The following is a 23425-nucleotide window of genomic DNA, read 5'->3' as shown; positions in this document are numbered from 1 at the left end:
ATGCGATTTGCAGCGCTGGCGGTTTTCCTGACGACGGCGACGGCGGCGGCGGAATGCCCAGAGGGCAAGGCGCCGTTTCCACCGCTCTATTCCGACCGGTCCCTGTTTGAAACCGCGCTGGCCGACAGCGCCGATCTCACCGCTGCGCCGGACCCGGTCTATGGGGTGACGGTGCCGCATCACCTGGCGGCGCCCGATCTGATCGCCACCGGGCTGCGCCGCGCCGCGGGGCGGACACCGACCCGGATCATCGTGCTGTTCCCGGATCATTTCTATCGCCTCTCCGGGGCGTTCGGGACCAGCGCGCGCGGCTTTGACACCCTGCTTGGCCCGGTGCCCGGCGACCCGGCGGCGGCGCGGCTGATCGCCTCGGGGCTGGCCTCGGACACCTGCATATTCGATCGTGAACACGGGCTGCGCGCGGTGCTGCCGTTTCTGGCCCGGTTGTTCCCCGGGGTGCCGGTGCTGCCGCTGGCGATTGCCATCGGCTCCGAGCGCGGCGATTGGGATCAGGCCGCCGTGGCGTTGGCGCCGTTGATCGGGCCTGAGACCCTGCTGGTGCAGGCGACGGATTTCTCGCATTACCTGCCGCATCATCTGGCGCGCCAGCGCGACCAACAGATGCTGAACCTGATCGCGGCGGCGGATCTGGATCAGATCGCCCGGCTGACCCAGCCCGGCCATATCGACAGCCTCGGCGCGCTCTACCTGATGACCCGGCTGATGGCCGAGAAGGTCGGTGCCGCGCCAGTGGTGATCGCAAATCGCAATTTGCAAGAGGGACAGGCGCAATTCATCGCCGAAACCACCAGCTATGTGGTCGCGCTCTATCAGAAACCCGGTGCCGATCCCGGGCCTGCCCCGGCGGGCCAACCGGTCTATATGCTGGGCGGTGATTTCTTTGTCGGGCGCAATCTGACCGGATTGCTCAGCGATGACCTGATTGCCGACCGGGTCGCCACGGCGGCGCACCGTGCCACCCGTGGCCTGCCGCTGATTGCCAATCTCGAAGGTGTGGTGCTGCCCGAGGTGCCTGGCAATCTGGAGCATCTGACCCTGGGGATGCCTGCCGGGCTGGCGGTGGATATGGCGCAACGGCTGAATGTGGTCGGCTTTGGCCTTGCCAACAACCATGCCAATGACATTGGCGCCAGCGGTCGGGCCGAGACCCAGGCGGCGCTGACTGCCGCAGGGATCGCGTTTGCCGGGCCAGGCGAGGCGCTGACCCTGCCGGGGCTGCGGCTGGTGGCGCTGAGCGATCTGGACAGCACCGCGCTGCCCCGGGTTGACCGGCTGGACGAGGCGCTGCTGGACCGGCTGATTTCTGACGACCCGACGGAGCCGGTGCTGGCCTTTGTGCATTGGGGGCGGGAGTGGAACCGCGCCCCGTCCGACCGCGAACGCGACCTGGCGCTGGCGATGTCGCGGCGCGGGGTCAGTGCGATTGTCGGCGCCCATCCGCATGTCGCCAGCGCCGGGGCCGAGGCGCTGAATGGCGGCGACACCGTGGTTTTCCATTCGCTTGGGAACCTGCTGTTCGATCAGATGCCGCCAAAGGCCTCGGGTGCATTGGTCGAGCTGCGCAGCTTTGCCCAGGGCACGGTGTTTCTGCGCGAGATCCCGCTGCCGCCGCTGTTTGCGCTGGCGCGTCGGCCGTGACCTCGAAATTCTTGCCCTCTGGGGGGGCCTGCGCCTAACCTTGGGTGAATGTGCCGAAAATTATGTTCCGGAGATCCGCCAATGTCCTGCCTGTTGCGATGTGCCGCGCTGATTGCCTCTACCGTTCTGGCCAGTGCCACGCTGGCTGATCCGGCGCCCGTGATGCAAGAGCGGCTGCATGTCCTCTATGACCCGATCAACCGCGCGGTGGAGCGCCGCATGGTCCGGGTCGCTGACCTGCATCCCGAGTTGAACCTGGCTTTTCACTGGGAACCGGCCGAGGGCAATTGGCCCGGGGTGAGCGCGGCCGGTCTGGCCGAGGGGCCGGGGGTGCTGGTCTGGCGGATCGACGGGCTGGCGGCCTATGACCCGCGCGCCATGCATCACCGGTTTGAGGGGCGTTTGAAGTCTGGCCGCTTTGATGGCCAAGGGCGGCTGAGCTATCGCGACGGCGCCACATTGAGCGGCATCTGGTCCGCAGGCCAGCTGCAGGGCCAGGGTCAGGCCCGGGATGCGGCAGGCAACCTATATGAGGGCGGGTTCCACGATAGCCAGTTCGAGGGACGGGGTATCTGGCGCGGCATTGACGGGCAGGTCTATGAGGGCGGGTTCCACGCCGGGCTGCGGCATGGTGACGGGCAGATCACCGAACCTGGCGGGCTGCGCTATGCGGTGCGCTATGACATGGGCCAGCTGGTCACGACGGACCGGCCCAACCTGCCAGACCCGCTGATCGCCGGGCTGCTGCCCGCGCAGGGCGGTGATTCCGCCTCGCAGACCATGATGACGGTGGCGGTCGACCAGCGCGTCAGCGCCAACCTTGAGATGCAATATGTCAGCAGCGCCCATGACGGTCAGATCTTGATCTATCCGACCGACAAGCACCTGCAGTCGATGTGGAACGGTCAGGGCGCGCTGATGTTTTTCGACTATTACCTGAACAGTTTCCTGCCCTCGGATTGGGACGAAAGCCGGGCCTTTGTGCTGATGGATCTTGCGACCCTGGGTGGCAGCCGCGAGCGGATCAAATCCCTTGATCTGGAGGTCAAGCAATCGGTGCCGCATCTGCAGCCGATGCTGCGGGTGGACAACCATTCTGGCTGTGTCGGGTTCCGACCCAGTTTCAGCCTGCGCAACTTTGGCTGGGGTGCGGTGGAAAGCGCCAGTGCCAAGGTGCGGTTCATTGATCCGAATTTCTATGACCCCAAGGTCAAGATGGGGGATGAGCCGGGTTCGGGCACCTTTGATCTGAACCTTGGCGACATTGATCAGGGTATCGATGTCTGGGTGCGCGATGTCTTGGCCTTGGCCGGGGTGGATGTGGCGCGGTTGGAGGCCGAACGGTTTTATTGCCCCTCCGCCGATCTGATCGACCAATGCCGGGCCGATACCAAAGCCAGCGTGAACTGGGGGCAGATCGCGCCCTATGTCGATGGCTACGACGGGCTGGGAACCAAGTTGCAGGGGCAGATCAGTTATAACTGGACCGATTTCAACGGCGATTCCAAGACCTCGACCCAGATGTTTGAAGCCTACATCCCATTGTTGAAGATCGAGGCCGGCGGCCCGTTGGCGGAATGCGGCGGCAGCGGTGCTTTTGCCGCAGAGGCACCGACATATCAGCATATCGAACTGCCCGCCGAGGGGCGTGATTATTCGGTCAATCTGCCGCTGCGTGGCAATCCCAATACCTCGCGGTTGCTGTCGGGCCTGGCGCTGTGGTCGGAGAAGACCGCCTGGCATCAGATGCAGATCAAGGCCAGCTTTGCCGATGGCAGCCAGCGGCTGTCGCCGATCCTGCAATTGTTCTTTCTGCATCCACGCCAGCCGAACTTTACCAGTCAGACCCAGCCCGCCAGCTGTTATCTGAGTGAAGATTCGCCCTCCTGCTGAGGCCATCGGGTGCGGGCGGGTGGCCGCGCCAAGGGGTTGCCCCGGCCCGCGCCCGGCGGCATCAATGTGCAAAGCTGAGGGGAGGGCGGCCGGTGATCGAGACATTTCGCGCTATCGTGGGTGACAAATACCTGCTGACCGGATCCGATATGGAGCCCTGGGCCAGCGATTTCATTGGCAAATTCCGGCAGGAGCCTCTGGCCGTTGCCCGCCCTGCCTCGACCGCCGAGGTCGCGGATCTGGTGCGTGCCGCTGCCGCAGCCGGGGTGGCCATTGTGCCCGCCGGCGGGCGCAGCGGCCTGACCGGCGCCACCCTGGCGGGCGGGGCATTGGTGATCTCGCTCGACCGGATGAACGCGATCCGCGAGATCCGCGCGGAGGCGCGGGTGGCGGTGGTGGAGGCCGGGGTGATCCTGAGCCATCTGCATGAAGCGGCCGCCACCGAGGGTTTGGTGTTTCCACTGACCTTCGGCGCGCGCGGTTCGGCAATGGTCGGGGGCTTTCTGTCCACCAATGCCGGGGGGTCAAACGTCCTGCGCTATGGCAACACCCGCGACCTGGTGCTGGGGATCGAGGCCGTGCTGCCCTCGGGCGAGGTGCTGGATCTGATGACCGGGCTGCACAAGAACAATTCGGGCTATGACCTGCGGCATCTGCTGATCGGGGCCGAGGGCACGCTGGGGATCATCACCGCCGCGGTGCTGAAACTGGCGCCGCAGCCCGGCGCCTATGCCACCGCGATGCTGGCGCTACCGGATCTGCCGACCGCGCTGAATCTGTTGAATGCGGTGCAGCAGGACACCGGTGGCGCGGTCGAGGCCTGCGAATTCATGCCCGGCGATTATGTGCAGGCCTATGCGGATCTGCACCCCGAGGTCGGCCTGCCGTTTGATCGCCCCTATGCGGTGACGGTGATGCTTGAGGTCGGTGCCACCGCGCCGCGCGATTGCCAGCCCGGTCCTGATGGCGCGGTGCCGCTGGCGGCGCGGTTCGAGGCGATCCTGGGGGAGTATCTGGAGCAGGGCCTGCTGTTGGATGCGGTTATCGCCCAGAACCAGGCGCAGCGCGCCGCGATGTGGGCAAGGCGCGAAGCGGCGGCTGAGGTGGCGGGCACAAGGGCGCCAAGAATCACCAATGATGTCGCGGTCGAGATCGACCGGATCGACGAATTCCTGACCCGCGCCGATGAGGTGTTGGCCCGGGTCGATCCCGCCGCCGGACGCTCGATCGTGGCGCATCTGGGCGATGGCAATATCCATTACACCGTCTGGCCGGACAGCAGCGACCCGGCCGATCACGACCGGATCGTCGAGGCGATTGAGGATATCGTCGTCGACATGCGCGGCAGTTTCTCCGCCGAGCATGGCATTGGCACGTTCAAGCTGAACTCGATGGCGCGGCGCAAATCGCCGGTGGCGCTTGAGGCGATGCGGGCGATCAAGGCAGCGCTTGACCCCAAGGGGATCATGAACCCCGGCAAATTGCTGCCCTGAGTACCGGGCCGATGCCTCAGGACCGCAGCCGGGTCAGCAGCGCCAGCGACGGATAGCCGTCGGCGGCGATGCCGCTGGCCTTTTGATAGGCGCGGATCGCGGCAATCGTCTTGCTTCCGATCTTGCCGTCGACACCGCCGGTGGCATAGCCCTTGGCGCTGAGCAGGCTCTGCAATTCGCGCGCCTCGGCGCGGAGCAAGGATCGCTCGCCCTCGGGCCAACTGCCCGCCAACGGGCCCCTGCCGTTGATCCGATCACCCAGATGCCCGACCCCCAGCGCATAGGCGTCGGAGGCATTGTAGCGGCGGATCACGTCGAAATTCTTGAACACCAGAAAGGCGATGCCCAGCGCCCCGGCGGGCAGCAGCAGCCGGGCGGTGCCGTGATCCGGCACCGGTTTGCCATCCACCCCCTTGACCCCGAGGCGGGCCCAATCTGACGGCATCCGCTTGCCGGCGGCATGGGTGAAGTCAAAGCCCTTGGGCAAGTTCACCTCGACGCCCCAGGGCTGGCCCTTGATCCAGCCGGATTTCGCCAGATAGGCGGCGGTGGAGGCCAGCGCGTCGCTGGGATCGTCGGCCCAGATGTCACGTTTGCCATCGCCGGTGAAATCCACCGCATAGGCCAGGTAAGAGGTCGGGATGAACTGGGTATGCCCCATCGCCCCGGCCCAGCTGGCCAGCATTCGGTCCTCGGTGGTGTCGCCGGTCTGCAGGATTTTCAGCGCTGCGATCAGTTGCTTTTCAAAGAACGACCCGCGCCGTCCGTCATAGGCCAGCGTGGCCAGCGCCGAGATCAGATGCGTCTTGCCGCGATTGGCGCCGTAATTGCTTTCCATGCCCCAGATTGCCGCGACGATTTCCCGGTCGACGTCATAGCGCGCCTCGATTGCCGCCAGGGTCCGGGCATGGGTCTGGGCGTTGGCGCGGCCCGTGCTGACCCGCGCGTCAGAGACGGCGCGGCCCAGATATTGACCGACAGAGAGGGTGAATTCGGCCTGATTGCCATCGCGTTCGATCACATCTGGCAGAAATTCCGCATGGGAAAAGGCGGCGTTCAGCGTTGCCAGGCTGATCCCCTGAGCCTGGGCGCGGGTGCGGAATCCCTTGACCCAGCGTTGGAACCCGAAATCCGCCACCGCCTGCTGCCGGGATTCCGGTGTCGGGCCGCGATAGGCGACCTCTGTCAGGTTTTCAGGCCGGGGACGAGGGCGCAAGCTGCGCGACATTCCGGTTGCGGGGGCGGAGACGACCGGCGCCACCTTGGTCATCGACACATCGGTGCTGAGCCGGGTCGCCGCATCAATTGCCCGGCTCGCCGCGGCGACAATTCGCACGCTTGAGGGGCGCGCCTCGGGGCGGATACCGGCCAACGGTGATTCCGCTGCCAGAGCGCTTGCCAGTGCTGGAATCGTCAGGGCTGCAATCAGAAATTGCCTCATGTCACCACCGCCTGCTCGTTGTTATATTTTCCCCTATACTACCGCGATTGTTTCCAATTCGGAAGCAGTCTGAAGAAAACTGGTGATTGCGTGGTGCCTGACCCGGGATGCGGGCGGCAACTGACATGACGGTGTCTGGCGGGATCCGGCAGAGTGTCGCCGAACGGAGGCAAGGAATGGCCGCAATTGACCCGAATCCGCGCTTTGCGCGACCCGAGGTGGCACAGTATTTCGATGGGGTCGCGCCGGGCGCCCGTCGTGGCCTGCTGCTGTTGCGCGGGCTGATCCTGCATTGTGCGGCGGAAATGCCTGAGGTCGGGCGGTTGGAGGAGGCGTTGCGCTGGAAACAGCCCGCCTATCTGACCCCGGAAACCAAATCCGGCTCGACCCTGCGGCTCGCCGCGACCGCCGAAGGCTTCGCGCTCTACGCGCATTGCCAGACCACTATCATTTCGTCTTTTGCCGAGGCCTTTCCCGGCATGGACCGAATCGAGGGTAATCGCGCGTTGCATTTCCGCGATCTGGCCGAGGTTGACCCGGACCGGCACGCGGTGCTGATCCGTCACGCGCTCACCTATCACCGGCGGCGTTCGCGGCGGGGTTAGCGGCGCGATCTGGTGACCTTGGCCTTGGTCTTGGCGCCCTTGCGCTTGGCTTTGACCAGCTTGCGCCGGACCGGCCGCGACCGACCGCGCTGCGGCCCTCGCGGCAGCGCCTTGTCTTCAAGCTCGAGCAGTTCAAGCTCTAGCCCGCCGGTGACCGGGGTTGCCTGTGCCAGCCGCACCTTGACCCGCTGGCCGGGGGCAATCGTCAGCCCGGTGTCGGCGCCGATCAGGGTCGCGCCCTCGCGGTCATAGTGAAAGAACTCGCGACCCAGGGTGCGGATCGGGATCAGCCCGTCCGCGCCGGTTTCATCCAGCCGGACAAAGGCCCCGAACCGCGCCACGCCGGAAATCCGTCCGGTCATCTCGGCACCGACCCGTTCGGACAGGAACGCGGCGAGATAGCGATCGGTGGTGTCACGCTCGGCGGTCATCGAGCGGCGCTCGGTTTCCGAAATATGCGCCGCCGTTGCCTCCAGCCGTTCGATGTCATTCGCCGTCAGCCCGTCTTTCTTCGGGTTTGGCCCCCAGCCATGCGCAGAGATCAGCGCCCGGTGCACGATCAGGTCGGAATAGCGCCGGATCGGCGAGGTGAAATGTGCGTAATTGGCCAGGGCGAGGCCGAAATGGCCAAAGTTCACCGGGCTGTAATAGGCCTGGGTCATCGAGCGCAGCGTCGACATGTTGATCAGTTCGGCGTGGTCGGTGCCCGCCGCCTGATCCAGCAGGGCGTTCAGATGCCGGGTCTTCATCACCTGGCCCTTGGCCAGATTCAGACCGGCGGCCTGGGCGGTTTCGCGCAGCGCCTCGATCTTTTCGGGCGGCGGTTCCTCATGCACCCGGAACAGCAGGGGCGATTTCTTGGCGATCAGGGTTTCGGCCGCGGCGACATTGGCGAGGATCATGAATTCCTCGATCAGCTTATGCGCCTCCAGCCGGTCGCGGAAACTGACCGAGGTGACCTGACCCTCTTCGCTCAGTTCGATGCGCCGTTCCGGCAGGTCGAGGTGCAGCGGCTGACGGGTTTCACGCGCCATATTCAGCGCGCGGTAGGCGGCAAAGAGCGGGCGAATGATCGACTCAAGCAGCGGCGCGGTCTTGTCGTTGGGGCTGCCGTCCTGGGCCGCCTGCACCTCTTGGTAATTCAGCGAGGCGACGGATTTCATCATCCCGCGATGAAAATCGTGGCTGCGTTTGTGCCCTTGGGCATCCAGCACCATGCGCACCGCAATACAGGCGCGCGGCACGCCCTCGTGCAGCGAACAGAGGTCACCCGACAGCCGGTCGGGCAGCATTGGCACCACCCGGTCAGGGAAATAGGTGGAATTGCCGCGGTTCTTGGCCTCGTGATCCAACGCCGATCCCGGGGTGACGTAGCTGGCGACATCGGCGATGGCGACCCAGATGATGTGGCCGCCGGGGTTCTTGGGGTCGCTGTCGGCCTCGGCATAACAAGCGTCGTCATGGTCACGGGCATCGAAAGGGTCGATGGTGATCAGCGGCAGCTCGCGCAGATCCTCACGGCCTTCCAGCCCGGCGGGGGTGGCGGCATCGGCGGCGGCAATCGCCTCGTCGGAAAAACTGTCGGGGATGCCATGTTGGTGGATCGCGATCAGCGACACGGCGCGCGGCGCCGTCGGGTCGCCAAGCCGGGCGATCACCCGGGCGCGGGGCAGGCCGAGGCGGGATTTCGGGCCGCTCTGTTCGGCCTCGATCAGCTCGCCGTCCTGGGCACCACCGGTGGCACCGGGCGGCACCTGCCATTCCAGACCGGCGCCCTTGTCGATCGGCAGCACCCGACCGCCTTCGGCCCCCTTGTGAAACACCCCCAGGATCCGTGTCGGGTTGGTGCCGACCCGGCGAATCAGCCGGGCCTCATAATGATAGTCACCGCCGCGAATCTGGGTGAGACGGGCCAGGATACGGTCGCCCTGACCCAACGCCGGATCGGTGGCGCGCGGGATCAGGATGACCTTTGGTTCAACACCCTCGCCCTGCCATTCCAGCGGTCGGGCGGTCAGATCGCCATTCTCATCCGGCGCATTGACCTCAAGAACCGACACCGGCGGCAGGCTTTCAGGGTCGCGATAGGTCTTGTTGCGCTTGTGCAGATGGCCTTCGGCCTCAAGCTCTTTCAGCGCCCGTTTCAGATCGATCCGGGCGGCGCCCTTGATCCCAAAGGCCCGGGCGATATCGCGCTTGGCCGTCAGGGTGGGATTGTCGGCGATCCATTGCAGGATTTCGGCCTTGGAGGGCAGGGTGCTCATGCTTCTCGCCTAGCACGCGGCGGCGGGCGCGTCATCGGGAAAAGCCGAGGCGGCGGTGGGCCGCCAGATCCGCCGCGTTGTCGACATCGGCCAGGGTATCGACCAGCGCGATGCGTGCGCCGGGCAGGCTGGCGATGCTGTCACGCAGCGCGTCCGGGCTGGACCAGCGGACATTGCGGAACAGGCTGGCAGGCACCGCGCCGCCGTGCCGTAGCCCGATCAGCCAATAGCCGCCATCGCGGGCCGGGCCAAACACCGCATCCGCCCGCCCCAGTGCCGCAAAAGCGCGGGCGATATGGGGGCGGCGCAGGGCGGGAATGTCGGCGCCGATGAGGCAGGTCGGGCCGGGCGGCGCCTGGCGCAGAGCGCGGGCCATCCGGGTGCCGAGGTCGCCCTGGCCCTGCGCCAGACGTGGCAGGCCAGCGGGCCATATCGGCGCTCGAATGGCGGTGTCGGGTGCAATTGCCAGCGCCAGATCCCAGCGTGGATCCGAAATGTTGCGCAGCAGCGCGCGGATTTGATGGCGCATCCACCAGGCTGCGCCAACCATGCCGATGTCATGGCCGAGCCGGGTCTTGACCTGCCCTGGCTGCGGCGCCTTCAGCATCACGATCAGCCTGGGGCGGTGCCGGCGCGAGGCATCAGCCATTGTCAGTCTGGCCGAGCGTCCGGGTCATGGTCACATGCGGGATTCCGGCGTCGTCATAGTCCGGTCCTTCGGCGACAAAGCCCAATGCCTCATAAAACCCGCGCGCCTGTACCTGCGCGGAAAGTTCGGCGCGGGTCAGCCCGGGGCCGCGATGGCTGTCAAGCACGCAGACCCGGGTGATGCGCCCGGTGGAGCCGTCGACAATCAGCCGGGCGGTGCCGACCGGCGTGTCGCCGTCGCGGGCCAGGATATGCCGCGCACCCGCGTCCAGATCATCCCATTCCTCGTCCTCGGCTATGCCCTGTTCGACGATGAACACCGCGCGACGCAGGGCATGGGGGGCGGTCAAATCCGGCGCTTCCTTCAGCCGGATCATTGATCGAAATAATCGCGCAGGATGCGGGCATAGACCCGTTTCAGCTGGCTGATCTGTTCCAGCGGCACCCGTTCATCGACCTCATGCATGGTCTGGCCGACCAAGCCGAATTCGACCACCGGGCAAAGATCCTTGACGAAACGCGCGTCCGAGGTGCCGCCGGTTGTCGACAGCACCGGCACCACATTGGTTTCCGCCGCCACCGCCGAAGACACCAGCCGGGACAATGCCCCCGGCGGGGTCAGAAAGGATTCGCCGGTGATCTTGACCTTCATTTCCATCTCGATGCCGAATTCCTTGGCGATCTTGTCGGTCTCGGCCTGCATCCATTTGGTCAATGACGCACCGGAATGCAGATCGTTAAAGCGGATGTTCACCGCCGCGCGGCATTTGGCGGGAATCACATTGGTCGCGGTGTTGCCAGTGTCAAAGGTCACCACCGCCAGGGTCGAGGCGTCGAAATGATCGGTGCCCTCGTCCAAGGTATGTGAGGCGAGCCGGTCCATCAGCCGCGCCATCGGCGGGATCGGGTTGTTGGCCCGGTGCGGATAGGCCGAATGCCCCTGCACCCCGTTCGCCGTGAACCAGGCCGAGATCGAGCCGCGTCGCCCGATCTTGATCATCTCGCCCATCACCTCGGGGCAGGTCGGCTCACCCACCAGGCAATCGCTCATGACCTCGCCATTCGCCGTCATCCAGTCGAGCAGCGCGGTGGTGCCGTCGATGGCCGGGCCTTCCTCATCCCCGGTGATCGTCAGGATCACCGCGCCGTCTGGTGGCGTTTCATGGACGAAATCAATGGCGGCGGCGGCAAAGGCGGCGACGCCGGATTTCATGTCGGTCGCGCCGCGCCCCCAGAGCATCCCGTTTTTCACCTCGGCGCCGAAAGGATCGACTGTCCAGGCGGCTTCGTCACCCACCGGCACCACATCGGTATGGCCATTAAAGCCAAAGCTGCGGGCATGGCCCTTGGCACCCCAGCGGGCAAAGAGGTTTGAAACCTTGCCGCGATCCACCCGCTGGCAGTCAAACCCGGCGGCGCTCAGCAAATCCGCCAGCAGCACCAGCGCGCCGCCTTCATCCGGGGTGACCGAGGGGCAGCGGATCAGATCGGCGGTCAGGGCAATCGGATCAATCGGTTCGTGGGGGGATGTCATGGCCTCTCCTTCAATTCTGCGTCGGATAGCGGATACCGGGGTGGAATCCACTTATTGTGGCGCGTCGCTCGCGGTTTATGGCGGAAAAAGGCCAGGTTCACGTCATTTAGCTTGATGGTTTAACAGAACATTAAATGTTCCGATAAGGGCGCGCCAAGAGTAAATACGTGAGGCAGCGCATCGGCAGACCCCGAAACAACCAGGGCAGGGTGCGACCGGTTGCGATCTGGCCATAGTTCCCTTCCGCTTTGGCGGGACCTGAGCGCGGTGCCGATGTCGCCACTGCCGGATCATCCGGCCCCGGCGCATCCGATTATGAGCGGGGCCGAGGCGGTGACCCTGGCCGGTTAGCGCGCCGTCTGATCGCTATTGGTCATAAACTATTGGTCATAAAACGGTGTCATCTGGGCGACGATCACCGCATTTTCGGCCAGCGCCCGGCCCATCAATTCGCGCTCGTCATCGCTGATGTCATGGCCCTCTTCCAGACGTTCGTCGAGGGTGCCATAGCCGGATACGTCGAGCGGGTTCATCTCGGCCTGTTTCAGCACCGCTACGGTTTCGCGCACCGCCTCGGCCTCGTCGACACCGCTGGCGAAACACATCAGCGCCGCCCCGGTTGCCCCGTCCGGCAGCCCGTCCCCGGCCTTGCGACCGACTTCGACCAGCAAGGTGAACACCTTTTGCCGGCTTGGTTTCTTTTCATTGGCCATTGCTTCCCCTCACCCGCCGCGACGCAGGTGCCCCTGTCTGGGCGAGGTGTTCGTCGGGGTCAAGCCGGGTTGTGCCGGGGCTGGGCGCCGCCAGCCCGACATGCCCGGCGCCGCCTGCGCCAGCCGCCACAGCGGTCAGCGCTTGCGCCCGAAATCCGAACTGACGCTGCCCAGGAAACAGCGCGGATAGAACGGATAGGTGTCGGTGGCGAAATACACATATTCGCCGTCCACCGTCGCGCCGTTGCACTGATCCAGATTGCCGCTGCCGGAGACAAAGGTCCAATCTTCCTCATAGGTGCCGTCGTAGCGGCCCCCGGGCGCGGTCGGGCGGGTGCCGGATTTCAGTCGCCAGGAGGATTGCGCCCTGGATCCGGCATAATGGATCGGAAACCCATCGGCGGCATAGCCGATCTGGGTGCCGCTCAGCGAATTGGCGAGGGCGCTGGACACGCCGTGGTAGTGATAGAGCCCGCGCTCATCCACATGCGCGTTCTGCGCATCCATGCCGAGGGTTTCCGCCGCGCCCATGCCTTCCAGATTCCAGCCGCTGGCCGGGCTGCGCGAATGGCCGCGCGGCGAGGAGGCGTCATAATAGTCAGCGGTTCCCGGGCGAAAGAAAATCCCGGTCAGAGAAATCCCGACAGAGCCCCGGTGTTGGGTCACTCGCCCGGTCTTGGTCGGGGTGGCATCGACGCAGACGCTGATCGTCTGGGCGCGAAATGAATTCGGATCGCCTGAATTCGGGAACTGGCCAATGTCATGGTTGGGAGTGCCGTTCGACGTGATGCAGCGCTGATCGCCGCTGACCTTGATCGAGACCTGGTTGTCATGCGCCTGCGCCGGAATGGCGAGCAGGGCAAAGGCGATGGCAAGAGGAATGCGTGTCATGGTGTCTCCTTCCGTTGGGTGGCAATAGCACGCGCCCAAGGCGCTTTTCCGTCGGTCTGACGGGGCCTCTGACGGGGGGTGTGCCAGATATGCGGAATCCTTACGGATTTCGCGTCGGTTTCAGGATGCGCGTGGCAGAATGGCCTCGCTATTGCGTGACCAACAGGAGGAGACCGGCCGTGCCGAGTGACCAATCGAAAGACCCCGAACGCCATCCCGATGGCCAGATCACCGTCGAACGGCGGGGTGATATCCTGTTGATGGGCATCGACCGGCGCGAGAAGCGCAACAGCCTGACGCCACGAATGTTCGGACAATTGCAGGATGCGTTCTGCGAATTGGATGAAAACCCGGATCTGCGTGCCGGGATCGTCTTTGGCCATGCCGGGCATTTCACCGCCGGGCTGGACCTGGTGCAGACCTCGGCCTTGCGCAAGCAGGGGAAGTATCACCTCGACAAGAACCGGGTCGATCCCTATGCGCGCTGGCGGCGCTGCCGCAAGCCGGTGATCGCGGCGGTGCAGGGCATCACCTTTACCGCCGGGATCGAACTGATGCTGGGCGCCGATATCGTGATTGCCGCCGACGATTGCCGCTTTGCCCAGATCGAGGCCAAGCGCGGGATCATCCCCGGCGGCGGCGCGATCCAGCGGTTCATTGAACGTGCCGGCTATGGCAACGCGATGCTGCTGTTGCTGCCGACGCCGGAATTCGGCTCGGACGACGCGCTGAGGATGGGGCTGGTGCAACAGGTCGTGCCCGCCGGGCAGGAGTTGGACCGCGCCATCGAGATTGCCGAGGCGATCGGCAAGAATGCCCCGCTGGCGATCCAGGCGATTCTGGAGGCCGGGCGGGTCTATCAGCGCAATGGCGAGGCGGCGGCGATCGACTGGATCGAGGCCCAGCAACGCGAGATCGCCTTTACCAAGGACGCCGCCGAAGGGGTGGCCGCGTTCAAGGACAAGCGTGAGCCGAAGTTTACCGGGGAATAGGGACGGGCCTGGTTGGGCACCCGTGGTGCCCTGTCACCCTGCGCTGTGCCTGACCGTCCTCGGTCAGGCACAGCGCAGGGTGACTCGGATCAGTCGCGCAGCAACTCGTTCACGGCGGTTTTTGAGCGGGTCTGCTCATCCACCGTTTTCACGATCACCGCGCAATAGAGGTGAACGCCGTTTTTCGACGGCATCGATCCGGCCACGACCACCGAGAACGGCGGCACTTCGCCATAGAACACCTCGCCGGTGTCGCGATTCAGGATCTTGGTGGACTGGCCAAGGAACACGCCCATCCCGAGCACCGAACCTTCGCGGACGATCACGCCCTCGACCACCTCGGAGCGGGCGCCGATGAAGCAGTTGTCCTCGATGATCGTCGGGTTGGCCTGCATCGGTTCCAGCACGCCGCCAATGCCAACACCACCGGAGAGATGCACGTTCTTGCCGATCTGGGCGCAGGAGCCGACGGTGGCCCAGGTGTCGACCATCGTGCCCTCATCGACATAGGCACCGAGGTTCACGAAGGACGGCATCAGCACCACATTCTTGGCGATGAACGCCGATTTTCGCACCACGCAATTGGGCACCGCGCGAAACCCGGCGGCGCGCCATTGATTGTCGCCCCAGCCTTCGAACTTGCTGTCGACCTTGTCCCACCAGCCGCCACCCTGCGGGCCGCCGGTCTGCTGTTCCATATCCTTCAGGCGAAAGCCGAGCAGCACCGCCTTCTTCGCCCATTGGTGGACATGCCAGTTGCCGTCCTCGCCGCATTGGGCAACCCGCAGGGCGCCACTGTCCAGCGCGTTCAGCGTGTCTTCGATCGCCTCGCGGGTTTCGCCACTGGTGGCCGGGGTGATGGTGTCGCGGACCTCCCAGGCGGCTTCGATGGCAGATTCAAGTTGGGCAAGGTTCATGGCGGCATCTCCGGTGTCTTACTGTTGTCGCGGCTATAGCCTTCGCCGGGCGCGGGCGCAATCGCGGGCGGCACTGGCCTGTCTTTGCCCGGCGCGATAGGCAGGGCGGCAAACAGGAGATCCCAATGAACGACGACCACCGCCATCCGTTCCGCAAGGCCCATGCCGATATCGAAACCGCGCGTGAGGTGCCCGACACCCCGCAGACCCGCGCCCCGGCCTACCGGCTGGCCTTTGCCGACGATAATTTCCTCTGCCGGGACGAACTGCGCCCGGTGCGGTTGCAGCTGGAACTGCTGAAACCGCAGATGGTGATGGAGGAGCGCGGCATCGAATCCACCGTGGTGCTGTTCGGCGGCGCGCGGATCCCGGCGCCCGACAAGCGCGACACCGCGCGCAGCACGGCGCTGGCCGATCTCAGCTGCTATTACGACGAGGCCCGCAAGCTGGCGCAGCTGATCACCCGGAAATCGCTGGACAGCTATGGCCGCGAATGGGTGATCTGCACCGGCGGCGGCCCGGGGGTGATGGAGGCCGGCAATCGCGGTGCCGATGACGTCGGCGGGCATTCCATCGGCCTGAACATCGTGCTGCCGCATGAACAGGCGCCGAATGAATGGGTGACGCCGGACCTGTGCTTCAACTTCCACTATTTCGCCATCCGCAAGATGCATTTCCTGATGCGGGCGCGGGCGGTCTGCGTGTTTCCCGGCGGCTTTGGCACCATGGACGAGACTTTCGAGGCGCTGACCCTGATCCAGACCGGGCGGATGGAGCGGGTGCCGTTCCTGCTGTTTGGCCGGGCATTCTGGGAAAAGATCATCAACTGGGAGGCGCTGGCCGAGGCCGGGACGATCTCGTCAGAGGATCTGAAGCTGTTCCGCTTTGTCGAAACCGCCGAAGAGGCGATGGAAGCGATCGAGACCTGGCCGGGCGCGGGCGAGAAGCGGGGGGGAGATTCCGGGGCGGTGAGAGGGGGGTGAACTAGTGTTTCTGTCGAGGCGGGTGAGGGGTGGGAGGTAACAGGCGTTCGCTGTGCTTTGCTGGCCGAATAGGGTGCCGAAACTTCCCTTATCAGGAAGGCTGTCCCCGCATCAGGGCTGTTTCGCCTGATCGCGATGCCCTTTGGCGGCTCGACATGTGCCCCGTGGGTCGTCTCTTCGGGTCATGCGGCACGCAACCGGGGTGGTCTGGCGAGGTGGTTGGCAGCCATTGTCAGGATGAACCGCGACCCGCTCGTCTCGTCCGTCCCGCGCATCCTCACCCCGTCGGTGCGGCCAAAAGGGTGACTCATGTTCTCAAAGCCCTGTCGAGGCAGGGCTCGTTCAGCAACCCGCTAAGGCTGACGGATCATATCATCTGCTTCGTAAGCGAGTTCTACTAAGTCAAAATCAGGCAGGGCTTCTCACTTCACCGCCGCCTGATACCAGGCCACGATCTTCGCCCGCTCCTCCGGCTCGATAAAGCTCAGATTGGCGGGCGGCATCGCATGGCCCAGCCCGGCTTGCAAATAGATTGCCCGCGCCGCCCGCGCGATCTGCGCTTCGGTTTCCAGCCGCACGCCCTTGGGCGGCCAGAGCAGCCCCTCCCAGGCCGGTTCGGCGGCATGGCACATCGAACAGCGGCCCAGCACGATGTCATGCACCGCCTCAAACCCCTCCGCCTCGGCAAAGCGCAGCGCGGCGCCCTGTGCCTCTTCCGGCTCGTCCCGGAACATCGGCGCGGTCGAGAGCCACATCACCACAATGAACAGCACCGCCGTCACCGCCCAGGTCCAGGTCGGGTTGCCCTTGCGGGCATGGACCGAGTTGAAATAATGCCGGATCGTCACCCCCATCAGGAACACCAGACTGGCGATCAGCCAGGTCCATTCGGTGGAAAACGCCAGCGGGTAATGGTTGCTCAGCATCATGAAGATGACCGGCAGGGTCAGGTAGTTGTTATGGGTGCTGCGCTGCTTGGCGATCTTGCCGTATTTGGCATCCGGCACGCGCCCGGCCTTGAGATCGGCCACCACGATCCGCTGGTTCGGCATGATGATGAAGAAGACATTGGCGCTCATGATCGTGGCGGTGAAGGCGCCCAGATGCAGCATCGCAGCGCGACCGGTGAAGACATGGGTGTAGAAATAGGCGAGCCCGACCAGGATCAGATAAAGCGCCAGCATCAACCGGGTGTTGTTGTCGCCGAATTTCGATTTGCAGATCCGGTCATAGGCCAGCCAGCCAAAGCCGAGTGAGCCGAGCGAGATCAGGATCGCCTGCCAGGCTGCCAGATCCATCACCGCCGGATCGACCAGATAGAATTCGGCACCGAGGTAATAGACCAGGATCAGCATGGCAAAGCCCGAAAGCCAGGTCGAATAGCTTTCCCATTTGAACCAGATCAGATCGTCCGGCATCGCCGCCGGGGCGACCAGGTATTTCTGCACATGGTAAAAGCCGCCGCCATGCACCTGCCATTCCTCACCATCTGCGCCCGAGGCCAGGTTGCGGTCCCGGTGCAGCCCGAGGTCGAGCGCGATAAAATAGAACGACGACCCGATCCAGGCGATGGCGGTGATCACATGCACCCAGCGCAGCGCGAATTCCAGCCAGGCCCCGATGGCGGCAAGATCATACATGGCAGTCCCTCGTCTTTTGTCAAAGGCTACGCCGCGCCGCGCCGCACCGCAATCGCGACGGTTGCGAACCTGGCCTGACACCCGCCTTGTGCCAATTCTTTTCGCGAAAACTCTTCACCCCTTGGCACGGTGGCACAAAAAAGCCCGGGCGCGAACGCCCGGGCCGGTCACAAGAGACGGATTGGAAGGATATCAGCCCTTGGAAAATTCGGGATAGGCTTCCATCCCCAGCTCGGCCATGTCGAGGCCCATGATCTCGTCCTCTTCGCTGACCCTGAGGCCCATCGTCGCCTTGAGGATGAACCAGACGATCCCGGAGGAGACGACCACAAAGATGCCGACAACCACGATCGAATAGAGCTGCTTGCCCAGCGACGCGTCGGGGTTGGTCAGAACCACCGCGATCGTGCCCCAGATGCCACAGACCAGGTGCACCGGGATCGCCCCGACGACATCGTCGATCTTCAGCTTGTCCAGCAGCGGAACCGCCAGAACCACCAGGATACCACCAAAGGCACCGATCAGCGTGGCCGCGCCCAGTGACGGGGTCAGCGGTTCGGCGGTGATCGACACCAGACCGGCCAGCGCGCCGTTCAGCACCATGGTCAGGTCAGGCTTCTTGTACAGCGCCTGGGTCAGCAACAGCGCGGCAATCGCGCCACCGGCAGCCGCCGTATTGGTATTGGCAAAGATCCGGCTGATGTCAGCCACATTGCCAGCGGTGTCCATATAGAGCTGCGACCCACCGTTGAAGCCGAACCAACCCAGCCACAGGATGAACGTGCCCAGCGTCGCCAGCGTCAGGTTCGAACCCGGCATCGGGATGGTGCGGCCTTCTTTGCTGTATTTGCCGATCCGCGGTCCCAGGATAAGCGCCCCGGTCAGAGCCGCCCAGCCACCAACCGAATGCACCACGGTCGAGCCTGCGAAATCGAGGAAGTCGGTCACGCCTTCGGTGCCCGGCGCCAGGAAGCCGCCGCCCCATTTCCAGGAGGCCTGGATCGGGTAGATCACCGCGGTCAGCGCGACGGTGAAGATCAGGAACGGCCACAGCTTGATCCGCTCGGCCAGGGTGCCGGAAACGATCGACGCGGTGGTCGCACAGAACATCAGCTGAAAGAAGAAGTCCGAGCCGACCGAGGCATAGGTCAGGTCGGTTTCCGTGTCGGCCAGCCCGACAGGTTCCACCGATGCGGTTGAAAACGCCCCGAGGATGCCGTCAATCGACCAGCCATCGCCCGGATACATCAGATTGTAGCCGATGACGTAATACATGATCGAGGCAATCGCGAAGAGCGAGACGTTCTTCATCAGCTGCATGGTGACGTTCTTCTGGCGCACCAGCCCGGCCTCGAGCATCGAGAAGCCAGCGCCCATCCACATCACCAGAAAGCCGGTGACCAGGAACATGAACGTGTTGAAAATATAGCCGACTTCGCCAGTCGGCGGGGTCATATCGGCGTCCTGCGCCAACCCCAGGCTGGGCAGCGCGATCAATGTCGCGGCGAGGCCCAGTTTCGTTACGGATTTCATTTGCATTTCCTTTCCCCTGTTCTGCGCTCAGAGAGCGTCTTCGTTCGTCTCGCCGGTCCGCACACGAACTGCTTGCGAGATATCGAGAACGAAGATTTTGCCGTCGCCAATCTTGCCGGTTTTTGCGGTTGCGGTAATCGTATCGACCACCTGGTCGGCCATCGCCGAACTGACCGCGATTTCAAGCTTGATCTTGGGCACGAAATTCACGGCGTATTCGGCGCCGCGATAGATTTCCGTATGCCCGGATTGTGAGCCGAAGCCCTTGATTTCCGTAACCATCATACCGCGTACGCCGATTTCGGTCAGCGCTTCGCGGACCTCCTCAAGCTTGAACGGTTTTATCGTTGCGATGATGAGTTTCACTGTGATCCCCTTCCTGGACGCGGGCCACTCCCGCCGGTCGCAGGGGTCACTAAGCCGCCGCGCCCGGGTGCAAGAAAGGTTTCACGGCGGAATCTTCGGGCGAAACGAGAATATTTGCCTAATTGTTAATCAGCTACTTGCTTTAGCCCAAAAAATAGGCAAATGAAAAACGCCCTGACCTCTATTCAATCCTCAACATCGGCCCGCGCAGCCTGTATTGTGCCCACAAACAAAAGGCGCCGGGCAGGGCAGCATGAGTGAGTCTAAAAAGCGCAAGCCGCTGGTCGCGGACCGGCGGTATCCGCAGAAATCCGCAGCGTCCAGCCGCGTCGGCCCTTCCCGCACGGGTGGTGGAACCGGCGGCGGCAAGGGCGGCAACGGTGGTGGCCGCGGCAAGCCCCCCGCCAAACGCGCTACGCCGCGCAAACGCGCGCCCGCCAAGGCCAAGCGCAATCCGATCGTCGCAGCGCTGCTGGCGGTGCTGCGCTGGGTCTGGCGGATTGTCTGGGGCCTGTCCTGGCGGCTGGGCGCCATCACCGCGCTGATCATCTTTGGCGTTTCCGGTTTTATCGCCATAGGCCTGCCGCCGGTCAGCGATCTGCTGGATGGCCGCGCCCGTGGATCAGTGACGATGCTGGATGCCGAGGGTCAGGTCTTTGCCTGGCGCGGCGATCAGTTCGGCGGTGTGGTGACGGCGGAAAATGTATCGCCACATCTTCGCAACGCCATTGTCGCCACCGAGGACAAGCGGTTCTACAAACATTTCGGCGTGTCGCCGCGCGGCATTGCCAGCGCCATCAGCATCAATCTGCGCGAAGGGCGCGGGCCGCTGCAGGGCCATGGCGGGTCGACCATCACCCAGCAGACCGCCAAGCTGCTGTGCCTGGGCACGCCGTTTGATCCCAAGATCTGGAAAAACGAAACCGAATACGAGGCGGACTGCCGCCGTACCACCCTGTGGCGCAAGGCCAAAGAGGCGGTGTTTTCGGTCGGTCTCGAGATGAAATACACCAAGGCCGAGATCCTGACGATCTACATGAACCGGGCCTTCCTCGGCGCCGGGGCGCGCGGCTTTGAGGCCGCCAGCCAGCGCTATTTCGGTAAATCCGCCGCCTCGGTCACCCCGGCGGAATCGGCGATGCTGGCCGGGCTGCTGGTGGCCCCGACCCGCTATGCGCCGACCAATGACCTGACCCGGTCGCAGAACCGCGCCGGGGTGATCATCGGGCTGATGCGCGAGCAGGGCTATCTCTCTGACAGTGCCGCCGCCGAGGCGCTGGCCAATCCCGCGCAATTGTCCGAAGCGGCCGAGGCCAAGGCGGGCGGCTATTTCGCCGATTGGGTGATGGCCTCGGGCCCGGAATTCCTGACCCGCAAGACCACCGAGGACGTGACCATCGTCACCACCCTGGATCAGCGCATTCAGGCCGCTGCCGAGGCGGCAATGAAAACGATCTTTTCGGACAAGGTGAAAGAAGGCTCCAAGGCGCAGGCGGCGATCGTGGTGATGAGCGCCGACGGCGCGGTGCGCGCCATGGTCGGTGGCCGCCGCACCAAGGTGTCAGGCGCCTTCAACCGCGCCACCCAGGCGCTGCGGCAAACCGGATCTTCGTTCAAACCCTTTGTCTATGCCGCCGCGCTGGACCTGGGCCACAGCCCTTTTACCACGGTTCAGGATGAGCCGCTGACCATCAATGTGCCGGGATCGGGGCCGTGGAGCCCGGAAAACTATGATCACAAATTTCGCGGCACCGTCACCCTGGCCGATGCGCTGAAATATTCGCTGAACATCCCGGCGGTGCGGGTGGCCACGACGGTCGGGCTGGACAATGTCCGCCAGATCGCCAGCGACTTCGGTATTCGCAGCGACCTGGCCGATGGTCCGGCGCTGGCACTGGGGGTGTCGGAAAGCACCCTGATCGAAATGGTCGGCGCCTATGCCGGCATCCTGAATGGCGGGTCTTCGGTCACCCCCTACGGGCTGACCAGCCTGACGCTGCAGGGCGAAACCGAACCGCTGATGGAAAACGAAAGTGGCATCGGCGAGCGGGTGATCCGCGAATCCGCCGCGCGTGAGCTGATTTGGATGATGCGCCAGGTGGTGCTGTCCGGCACCGGCTCGCGCGCCAATATCGACGGGCTTGAGGTGGCGGGCAAGACCGGCACCACCCAGGCCGCCCGCGACGCCTGGTTCGTCGGCTTTTCGGCGGATTACGTCGCCGGGGTCTGGATGGGCTATGACGACAACACGCCGCTGACCGGGGTTACCGGATCCGGCCTTCCGGCCGAAATCTGGCGCGAGGCCATGGTGCGGGTGCATGAGGGACGTGAACATCGCCCGCTGCCGATGCTGGTGCCCGAGGTGCCGGGTGAACCGCTGGATGGCGATGGCTCTGAGCCCAGGGAAAAGGCCAGGGAAAACCCGATCGAGCGGCTGTTGAAGGATCTCCTCGGGGTCAATTAGCGCCGACGACCGGCAGCAATGACCGACGCCCGATCAGCCTGCGGATTTCAGCGCCTCGGTCATCTTGGCAATGTCGCCACGCGCCCGGTCCAGCATCGAGCCGATTTCGGTGCGTTCGGTCAGCCGCATCGACACGCCTTCGATGAACAGGTCAAAGAACAGCGGCTTGCCCGATTTGTCCGAGACCAGGAACCGCACCTCAAACGGCGCGCGGGCGGTCAGGATCGCCTGGGCCGAAACCTCGTGCCAGGTCTTCACTGGCCGCACCCCGATCACAATCACCTTGCCACCGATGAATTCACGGAACCGCTTGCCGTATTTGCGCCCGACGTAGCCGCGAAATACTGCGGTGTAGGCGGCGATCTGGGCCGAAGAATAATTCCGCACGTCTGCCCCGAGGCAGGAGCGGGCGATGATCGGTACATCCGCATAGCGGTCGAAAATGCCGGTGAAATCCCGGATCATCGCAGATTCCGATTTACCGGAATCGATGACCCGGTTGATTTCGGCGACGAGCTTGTCGACCAAGGTCCGTGCGGTTGCATCGGTCAAGGCCAAGGCGTCGCGTGGCAACAGCGCAACCAGCGCCAGCGCCGCCGTTCCAGACAACAAGCTGCGCCGGGTCAGGCTGGTGTGGGGATTATTCGGTGTAGGGATCAACATAGGGGTCACCTGTTCCGTAGGGGTCCAAGTAAGGGTCGCCAATGGTCTCATCACCGCCCAGCTCATAGCGCCGCCGCTGCAGGTAGGTGTTGCGATACTGAATATAGCTGTCGGCACTGTCGTATAGCACGCTGTCCACGGTTTCGGCGAAACGGCCCCGGCTTCCGGCCAGGTCAAACACCCGCGCGACGCTGCCCGCATAGCGTTCCGGCACCGGCAGCAGATAGCGCATCGGGTTGAGGAAGAAATCGACAAGACCGCCGACCGCGTCGCGCTCGGTGGTCGGGCCACGCAGCGGCAATTCCAGGTAAGCGCCTTCGGTCACCCGCCAGAAATGCAGGGTTTCGCCAAAATCCGTCTCGCGCGCTGGCAGGCCATGGAGCCCGGCGACATCGACCAGGCCGCCGAGCCCGACCACGGTGTTCAACGCAAAGCGCAGTGTGTTGACCAGCGCGTCTTCGCCGTTCAGCTGCAGCAGATCATTCACCACCATGCCCGGTGTGGAAAAGTTTATGCGAAAATTCCGGATTGATTCCTGCAGGCCCGGCGGAGTCCCTTCGACATAGGCCAGCGCCAGCGGTCGGATCACCGCGCGGTCGATGCGTTTGTTGTTTTCATGGATCACGCGGTTGGTGGCCTCATAGGGGTCATGAATCCCGTCCGCACCGTTCAAACTGCCCGAACAGGCCGAAAGCAGCAGTGGAAGAACGACAATCGCCAATCCGC

20 protein-coding genes are annotated in these 23425 nt (G+C 64.3%); 7 read left to right on the top strand and 13 right to left on the bottom strand.

All coding sequences use genetic code 11. From position 1 onward, the window contains the following. The 3 genes from amrB (at position 1) to P1U48_RS12125 (ending at position 5045) form a co-directional block, all read left to right on the top strand. Positions 1 to 1659: an AmmeMemoRadiSam system protein B gene (amrB, locus tag P1U48_RS12135; protein WP_301069269.1), complete on the top strand. Its 1659-nt coding sequence runs from the start codon at positions 1 to 3 to the stop codon at positions 1657 to 1659. A gap of 81 nt (positions 1660 to 1740) precedes the next feature. After that, positions 1741 to 3552, top strand: coding sequence for a hypothetical protein (locus P1U48_RS12130; protein WP_301069268.1), 1812 nt, complete (start codon positions 1741 to 1743; stop codon positions 3550 to 3552). 92 nt (positions 3553 to 3644) lie between these two features. Beyond that, a complete protein-coding gene (locus P1U48_RS12125) occupies positions 3645 to 5045 on the top strand; it encodes an FAD-binding oxidoreductase (protein ID WP_301069267.1) in 1401 nt (466 codons plus the stop codon). 16 nt (positions 5046 to 5061) lie between these two features. On the opposite strand, the gene P1U48_RS12120 is transcribed toward P1U48_RS12125, so the two are convergent. Further along, positions 5062 to 6486, bottom strand: a complete 1425-nt coding sequence (locus P1U48_RS12120; RefSeq protein ID WP_301069266.1) for a lytic murein transglycosylase — start codon at positions 6484 to 6486, stop codon at positions 5062 to 5064. A 176-nt stretch (positions 6487 to 6662) separates the two neighbouring features. On the opposite strand from P1U48_RS12120, the gene P1U48_RS12115 reads away from it, so the two are divergent. Further along, positions 6663 to 7091 carry a DUF1801 domain-containing protein gene (locus tag P1U48_RS12115; RefSeq protein ID WP_301069264.1) on the top strand — a complete coding sequence of 143 codons (429 nt, stop codon included), beginning with the start codon at positions 6663 to 6665 and terminating at the stop codon, positions 7089 to 7091. On the opposite strand, the gene rnr is transcribed toward P1U48_RS12115, so the two are convergent. The 6 genes from rnr to P1U48_RS12085 form a co-directional block, all read right to left on the bottom strand. After that, complete coding sequence (gene rnr, locus P1U48_RS12110) at positions 7088 to 9355, bottom strand: ribonuclease R (RefSeq protein ID WP_301069263.1); 2268 nt, start codon at positions 9353 to 9355, stop codon at positions 7088 to 7090. The two genes, P1U48_RS12115 and rnr, sit on opposite strands and share 4 nt — an antisense overlap. Positions 9356 to 9386: 31 nt before the next feature. Continuing rightward, the gene (locus P1U48_RS12105) at positions 9387 to 10004 is read right to left on the bottom strand and encodes a TIGR04282 family arsenosugar biosynthesis glycosyltransferase (protein ID WP_301069262.1); all 618 of its coding nucleotides are present in this window, start codon (positions 10002 to 10004) and stop codon (positions 9387 to 9389) included. Next, positions 9997 to 10380 (bottom strand): GNAT family N-acetyltransferase, encoded by a 384-nt coding sequence (locus P1U48_RS12100; RefSeq protein ID WP_301069261.1) that lies wholly within the window; start codon positions 10378 to 10380, stop codon positions 9997 to 9999. Before P1U48_RS12100 ends, P1U48_RS12105 begins: the two co-directional genes overlap by 8 nt. Continuing rightward, complete coding sequence (dapE, locus tag P1U48_RS12095; RefSeq protein WP_301069260.1) at positions 10377 to 11537, bottom strand: succinyl-diaminopimelate desuccinylase; 1161 nt, start codon at positions 11535 to 11537, stop codon at positions 10377 to 10379. Before dapE ends, P1U48_RS12100 begins: the two co-directional genes overlap by 4 nt. 380 nt (positions 11538 to 11917) lie before the next feature. After that, positions 11918 to 12250: a hypothetical protein gene (locus tag P1U48_RS12090; RefSeq protein ID WP_301069259.1), complete on the bottom strand. Its 333-nt coding sequence runs from the start codon at positions 12248 to 12250 to the stop codon at positions 11918 to 11920. Between the two features lie 135 nt (positions 12251 to 12385). Beyond that, positions 12386 to 13141, bottom strand: coding sequence for a YHYH protein (locus P1U48_RS12085; RefSeq protein ID WP_301069258.1), 756 nt, complete (start codon positions 13139 to 13141; stop codon positions 12386 to 12388). Between the two features lie 179 nt (positions 13142 to 13320). Between P1U48_RS12085 and P1U48_RS12080 the strand changes: the two genes are divergently transcribed. After that, on the top strand, positions 13321 to 14133 hold the full coding sequence (locus P1U48_RS12080; RefSeq protein ID WP_301069257.1) for a crotonase/enoyl-CoA hydratase family protein: 813 nt from the start codon (positions 13321 to 13323) through the stop codon (positions 14131 to 14133). An 89-nt stretch (positions 14134 to 14222) separates the two neighbouring features. Here P1U48_RS12080 and dapD read toward each other — a convergent pair whose 3' ends face one another. Continuing rightward, complete coding sequence (dapD, locus tag P1U48_RS12075) at positions 14223 to 15050, bottom strand: 2,3,4,5-tetrahydropyridine-2,6-dicarboxylate N-succinyltransferase (RefSeq protein WP_301069256.1); 828 nt, start codon at positions 15048 to 15050, stop codon at positions 14223 to 14225. A gap of 125 nt (positions 15051 to 15175) precedes the next feature. Between dapD and P1U48_RS12070 the strand changes: the two genes are divergently transcribed. Further along, a complete protein-coding gene (locus P1U48_RS12070) occupies positions 15176 to 16033 on the top strand; it encodes an LOG family protein (RefSeq protein ID WP_301069255.1) in 858 nt (285 codons plus the stop codon). Between the two features lie 422 nt (positions 16034 to 16455). Here the strand turns inward: P1U48_RS12070 and P1U48_RS12065 are convergent, their stop codons facing one another. From P1U48_RS12065 to P1U48_RS12055, 3 genes are all read right to left on the bottom strand, one after another. Continuing rightward, complete coding sequence (locus P1U48_RS12065) at positions 16456 to 17673, bottom strand: urate hydroxylase PuuD (protein ID WP_301069253.1); 1218 nt, start codon at positions 17671 to 17673, stop codon at positions 16456 to 16458. 192 nt (positions 17674 to 17865) lie between these two features. After that, positions 17866 to 19206, bottom strand: a complete 1341-nt coding sequence (locus P1U48_RS12060) for an ammonium transporter (protein ID WP_301069252.1) — start codon at positions 19204 to 19206, stop codon at positions 17866 to 17868. A 27-nt stretch (positions 19207 to 19233) separates the two neighbouring features. Then, entirely contained in the window at positions 19234 to 19572 is a 339-nt protein-coding gene (locus tag P1U48_RS12055; protein ID WP_301069250.1) for a P-II family nitrogen regulator, read from the bottom strand. Between the two features lie 253 nt (positions 19573 to 19825). Here P1U48_RS12055 and P1U48_RS12050 point away from each other — a divergent pair, with 253 nt between their 5' ends. Continuing rightward, the gene (locus P1U48_RS12050; RefSeq protein WP_301069249.1) at positions 19826 to 22036 is read left to right on the top strand and encodes a PBP1A family penicillin-binding protein; all 2211 of its coding nucleotides are present in this window, start codon (positions 19826 to 19828) and stop codon (positions 22034 to 22036) included. Between the two features lie 33 nt (positions 22037 to 22069). Here P1U48_RS12050 and P1U48_RS12045 read toward each other — a convergent pair whose 3' ends face one another. Together P1U48_RS12045 and P1U48_RS12040 are read right to left on the bottom strand one after the other, a co-directional pair. Further along, on the bottom strand, positions 22070 to 22699 hold the full coding sequence (locus P1U48_RS12045) for a phospholipid-binding protein MlaC (protein ID WP_301069248.1): 630 nt from the start codon (positions 22697 to 22699) through the stop codon (positions 22070 to 22072). Then, on the bottom strand, positions 22677 to 23420 hold the full coding sequence (locus tag P1U48_RS12040) for a VacJ family lipoprotein (RefSeq protein ID WP_301069247.1): 744 nt from the start codon (positions 23418 to 23420) through the stop codon (positions 22677 to 22679). The genes P1U48_RS12045 and P1U48_RS12040 overlap by 23 nt, the downstream gene beginning before the upstream one ends. Positions 23421 to 23425 lie beyond the last annotated feature (5 nt).

The sequence above is a fragment of the Pseudooceanicola sp. genome (assembly GCF_029213205.1).
Taxonomy (GTDB): Bacteria; Pseudomonadota; Alphaproteobacteria; order Rhodobacterales; family Rhodobacteraceae; genus Pseudooceanicola.
This window is presented reverse-complemented; position numbering and strand designations above follow the sequence as displayed.

Bases quoted from the DNA above. Each gene is read 5' to 3' on its own strand.
- amrB (WP_301069269.1), top strand. From the start codon at position 1: ATGCGATTTGCAGCGCTGGCGGTTTTCCTGACGACGGCGACGGCGGCG.
- P1U48_RS12130 (WP_301069268.1), top strand. From the start codon at position 1,741: ATGTCCTGCCTGTTGCGATGTGCCGCGCTGATTGCCTCTACCGTTCTG.
- P1U48_RS12120 (WP_301069266.1), bottom strand. From the start codon at position 6,486: ATGAGGCAATTTCTGATTGCAGCCCTGACGATTCCAGCACTGGCAAGC.
- P1U48_RS12115 (WP_301069264.1), top strand. From the start codon at position 6,663: ATGGCCGCAATTGACCCGAATCCGCGCTTTGCGCGACCCGAGGTGGCA.
- rnr (WP_301069263.1), bottom strand. From the start codon at position 9,355: ATGAGCACCCTGCCCTCCAAGGCCGAAATCCTGCAATGGATCGCCGAC.
- P1U48_RS12105 (WP_301069262.1), bottom strand. From the start codon at position 10,004: ATGGCTGATGCCTCGCGCCGGCACCGCCCCAGGCTGATCGTGATGCTG.
- P1U48_RS12100 (WP_301069261.1), bottom strand. From the start codon at position 10,380: ATGATCCGGCTGAAGGAAGCGCCGGATTTGACCGCCCCCCATGCCCTG.
- dapE (WP_301069260.1), bottom strand. From the start codon at position 11,537: ATGACATCCCCCCACGAACCGATTGATCCGATTGCCCTGACCGCCGAT.
- P1U48_RS12090 (WP_301069259.1), bottom strand. From the start codon at position 12,250: ATGGCCAATGAAAAGAAACCAAGCCGGCAAAAGGTGTTCACCTTGCTG.
- P1U48_RS12085 (WP_301069258.1), bottom strand. From the start codon at position 13,141: ATGACACGCATTCCTCTTGCCATCGCCTTTGCCCTGCTCGCCATTCCG.
- dapD (WP_301069256.1), bottom strand. From the start codon at position 15,050: ATGAACCTTGCCCAACTTGAATCTGCCATCGAAGCCGCCTGGGAGGTC.
- P1U48_RS12070 (WP_301069255.1), top strand. From the start codon at position 15,176: ATGAACGACGACCACCGCCATCCGTTCCGCAAGGCCCATGCCGATATC.
- P1U48_RS12065 (WP_301069253.1), bottom strand. From the start codon at position 17,673: ATGTATGATCTTGCCGCCATCGGGGCCTGGCTGGAATTCGCGCTGCGC.
- P1U48_RS12060 (WP_301069252.1), bottom strand. From the start codon at position 19,206: ATGAAATCCGTAACGAAACTGGGCCTCGCCGCGACATTGATCGCGCTG.
- P1U48_RS12050 (WP_301069249.1), top strand. From the start codon at position 19,826: ATGAGTGAGTCTAAAAAGCGCAAGCCGCTGGTCGCGGACCGGCGGTAT.
- P1U48_RS12045 (WP_301069248.1), bottom strand. From the start codon at position 22,699: ATGTTGATCCCTACACCGAATAATCCCCACACCAGCCTGACCCGGCGC.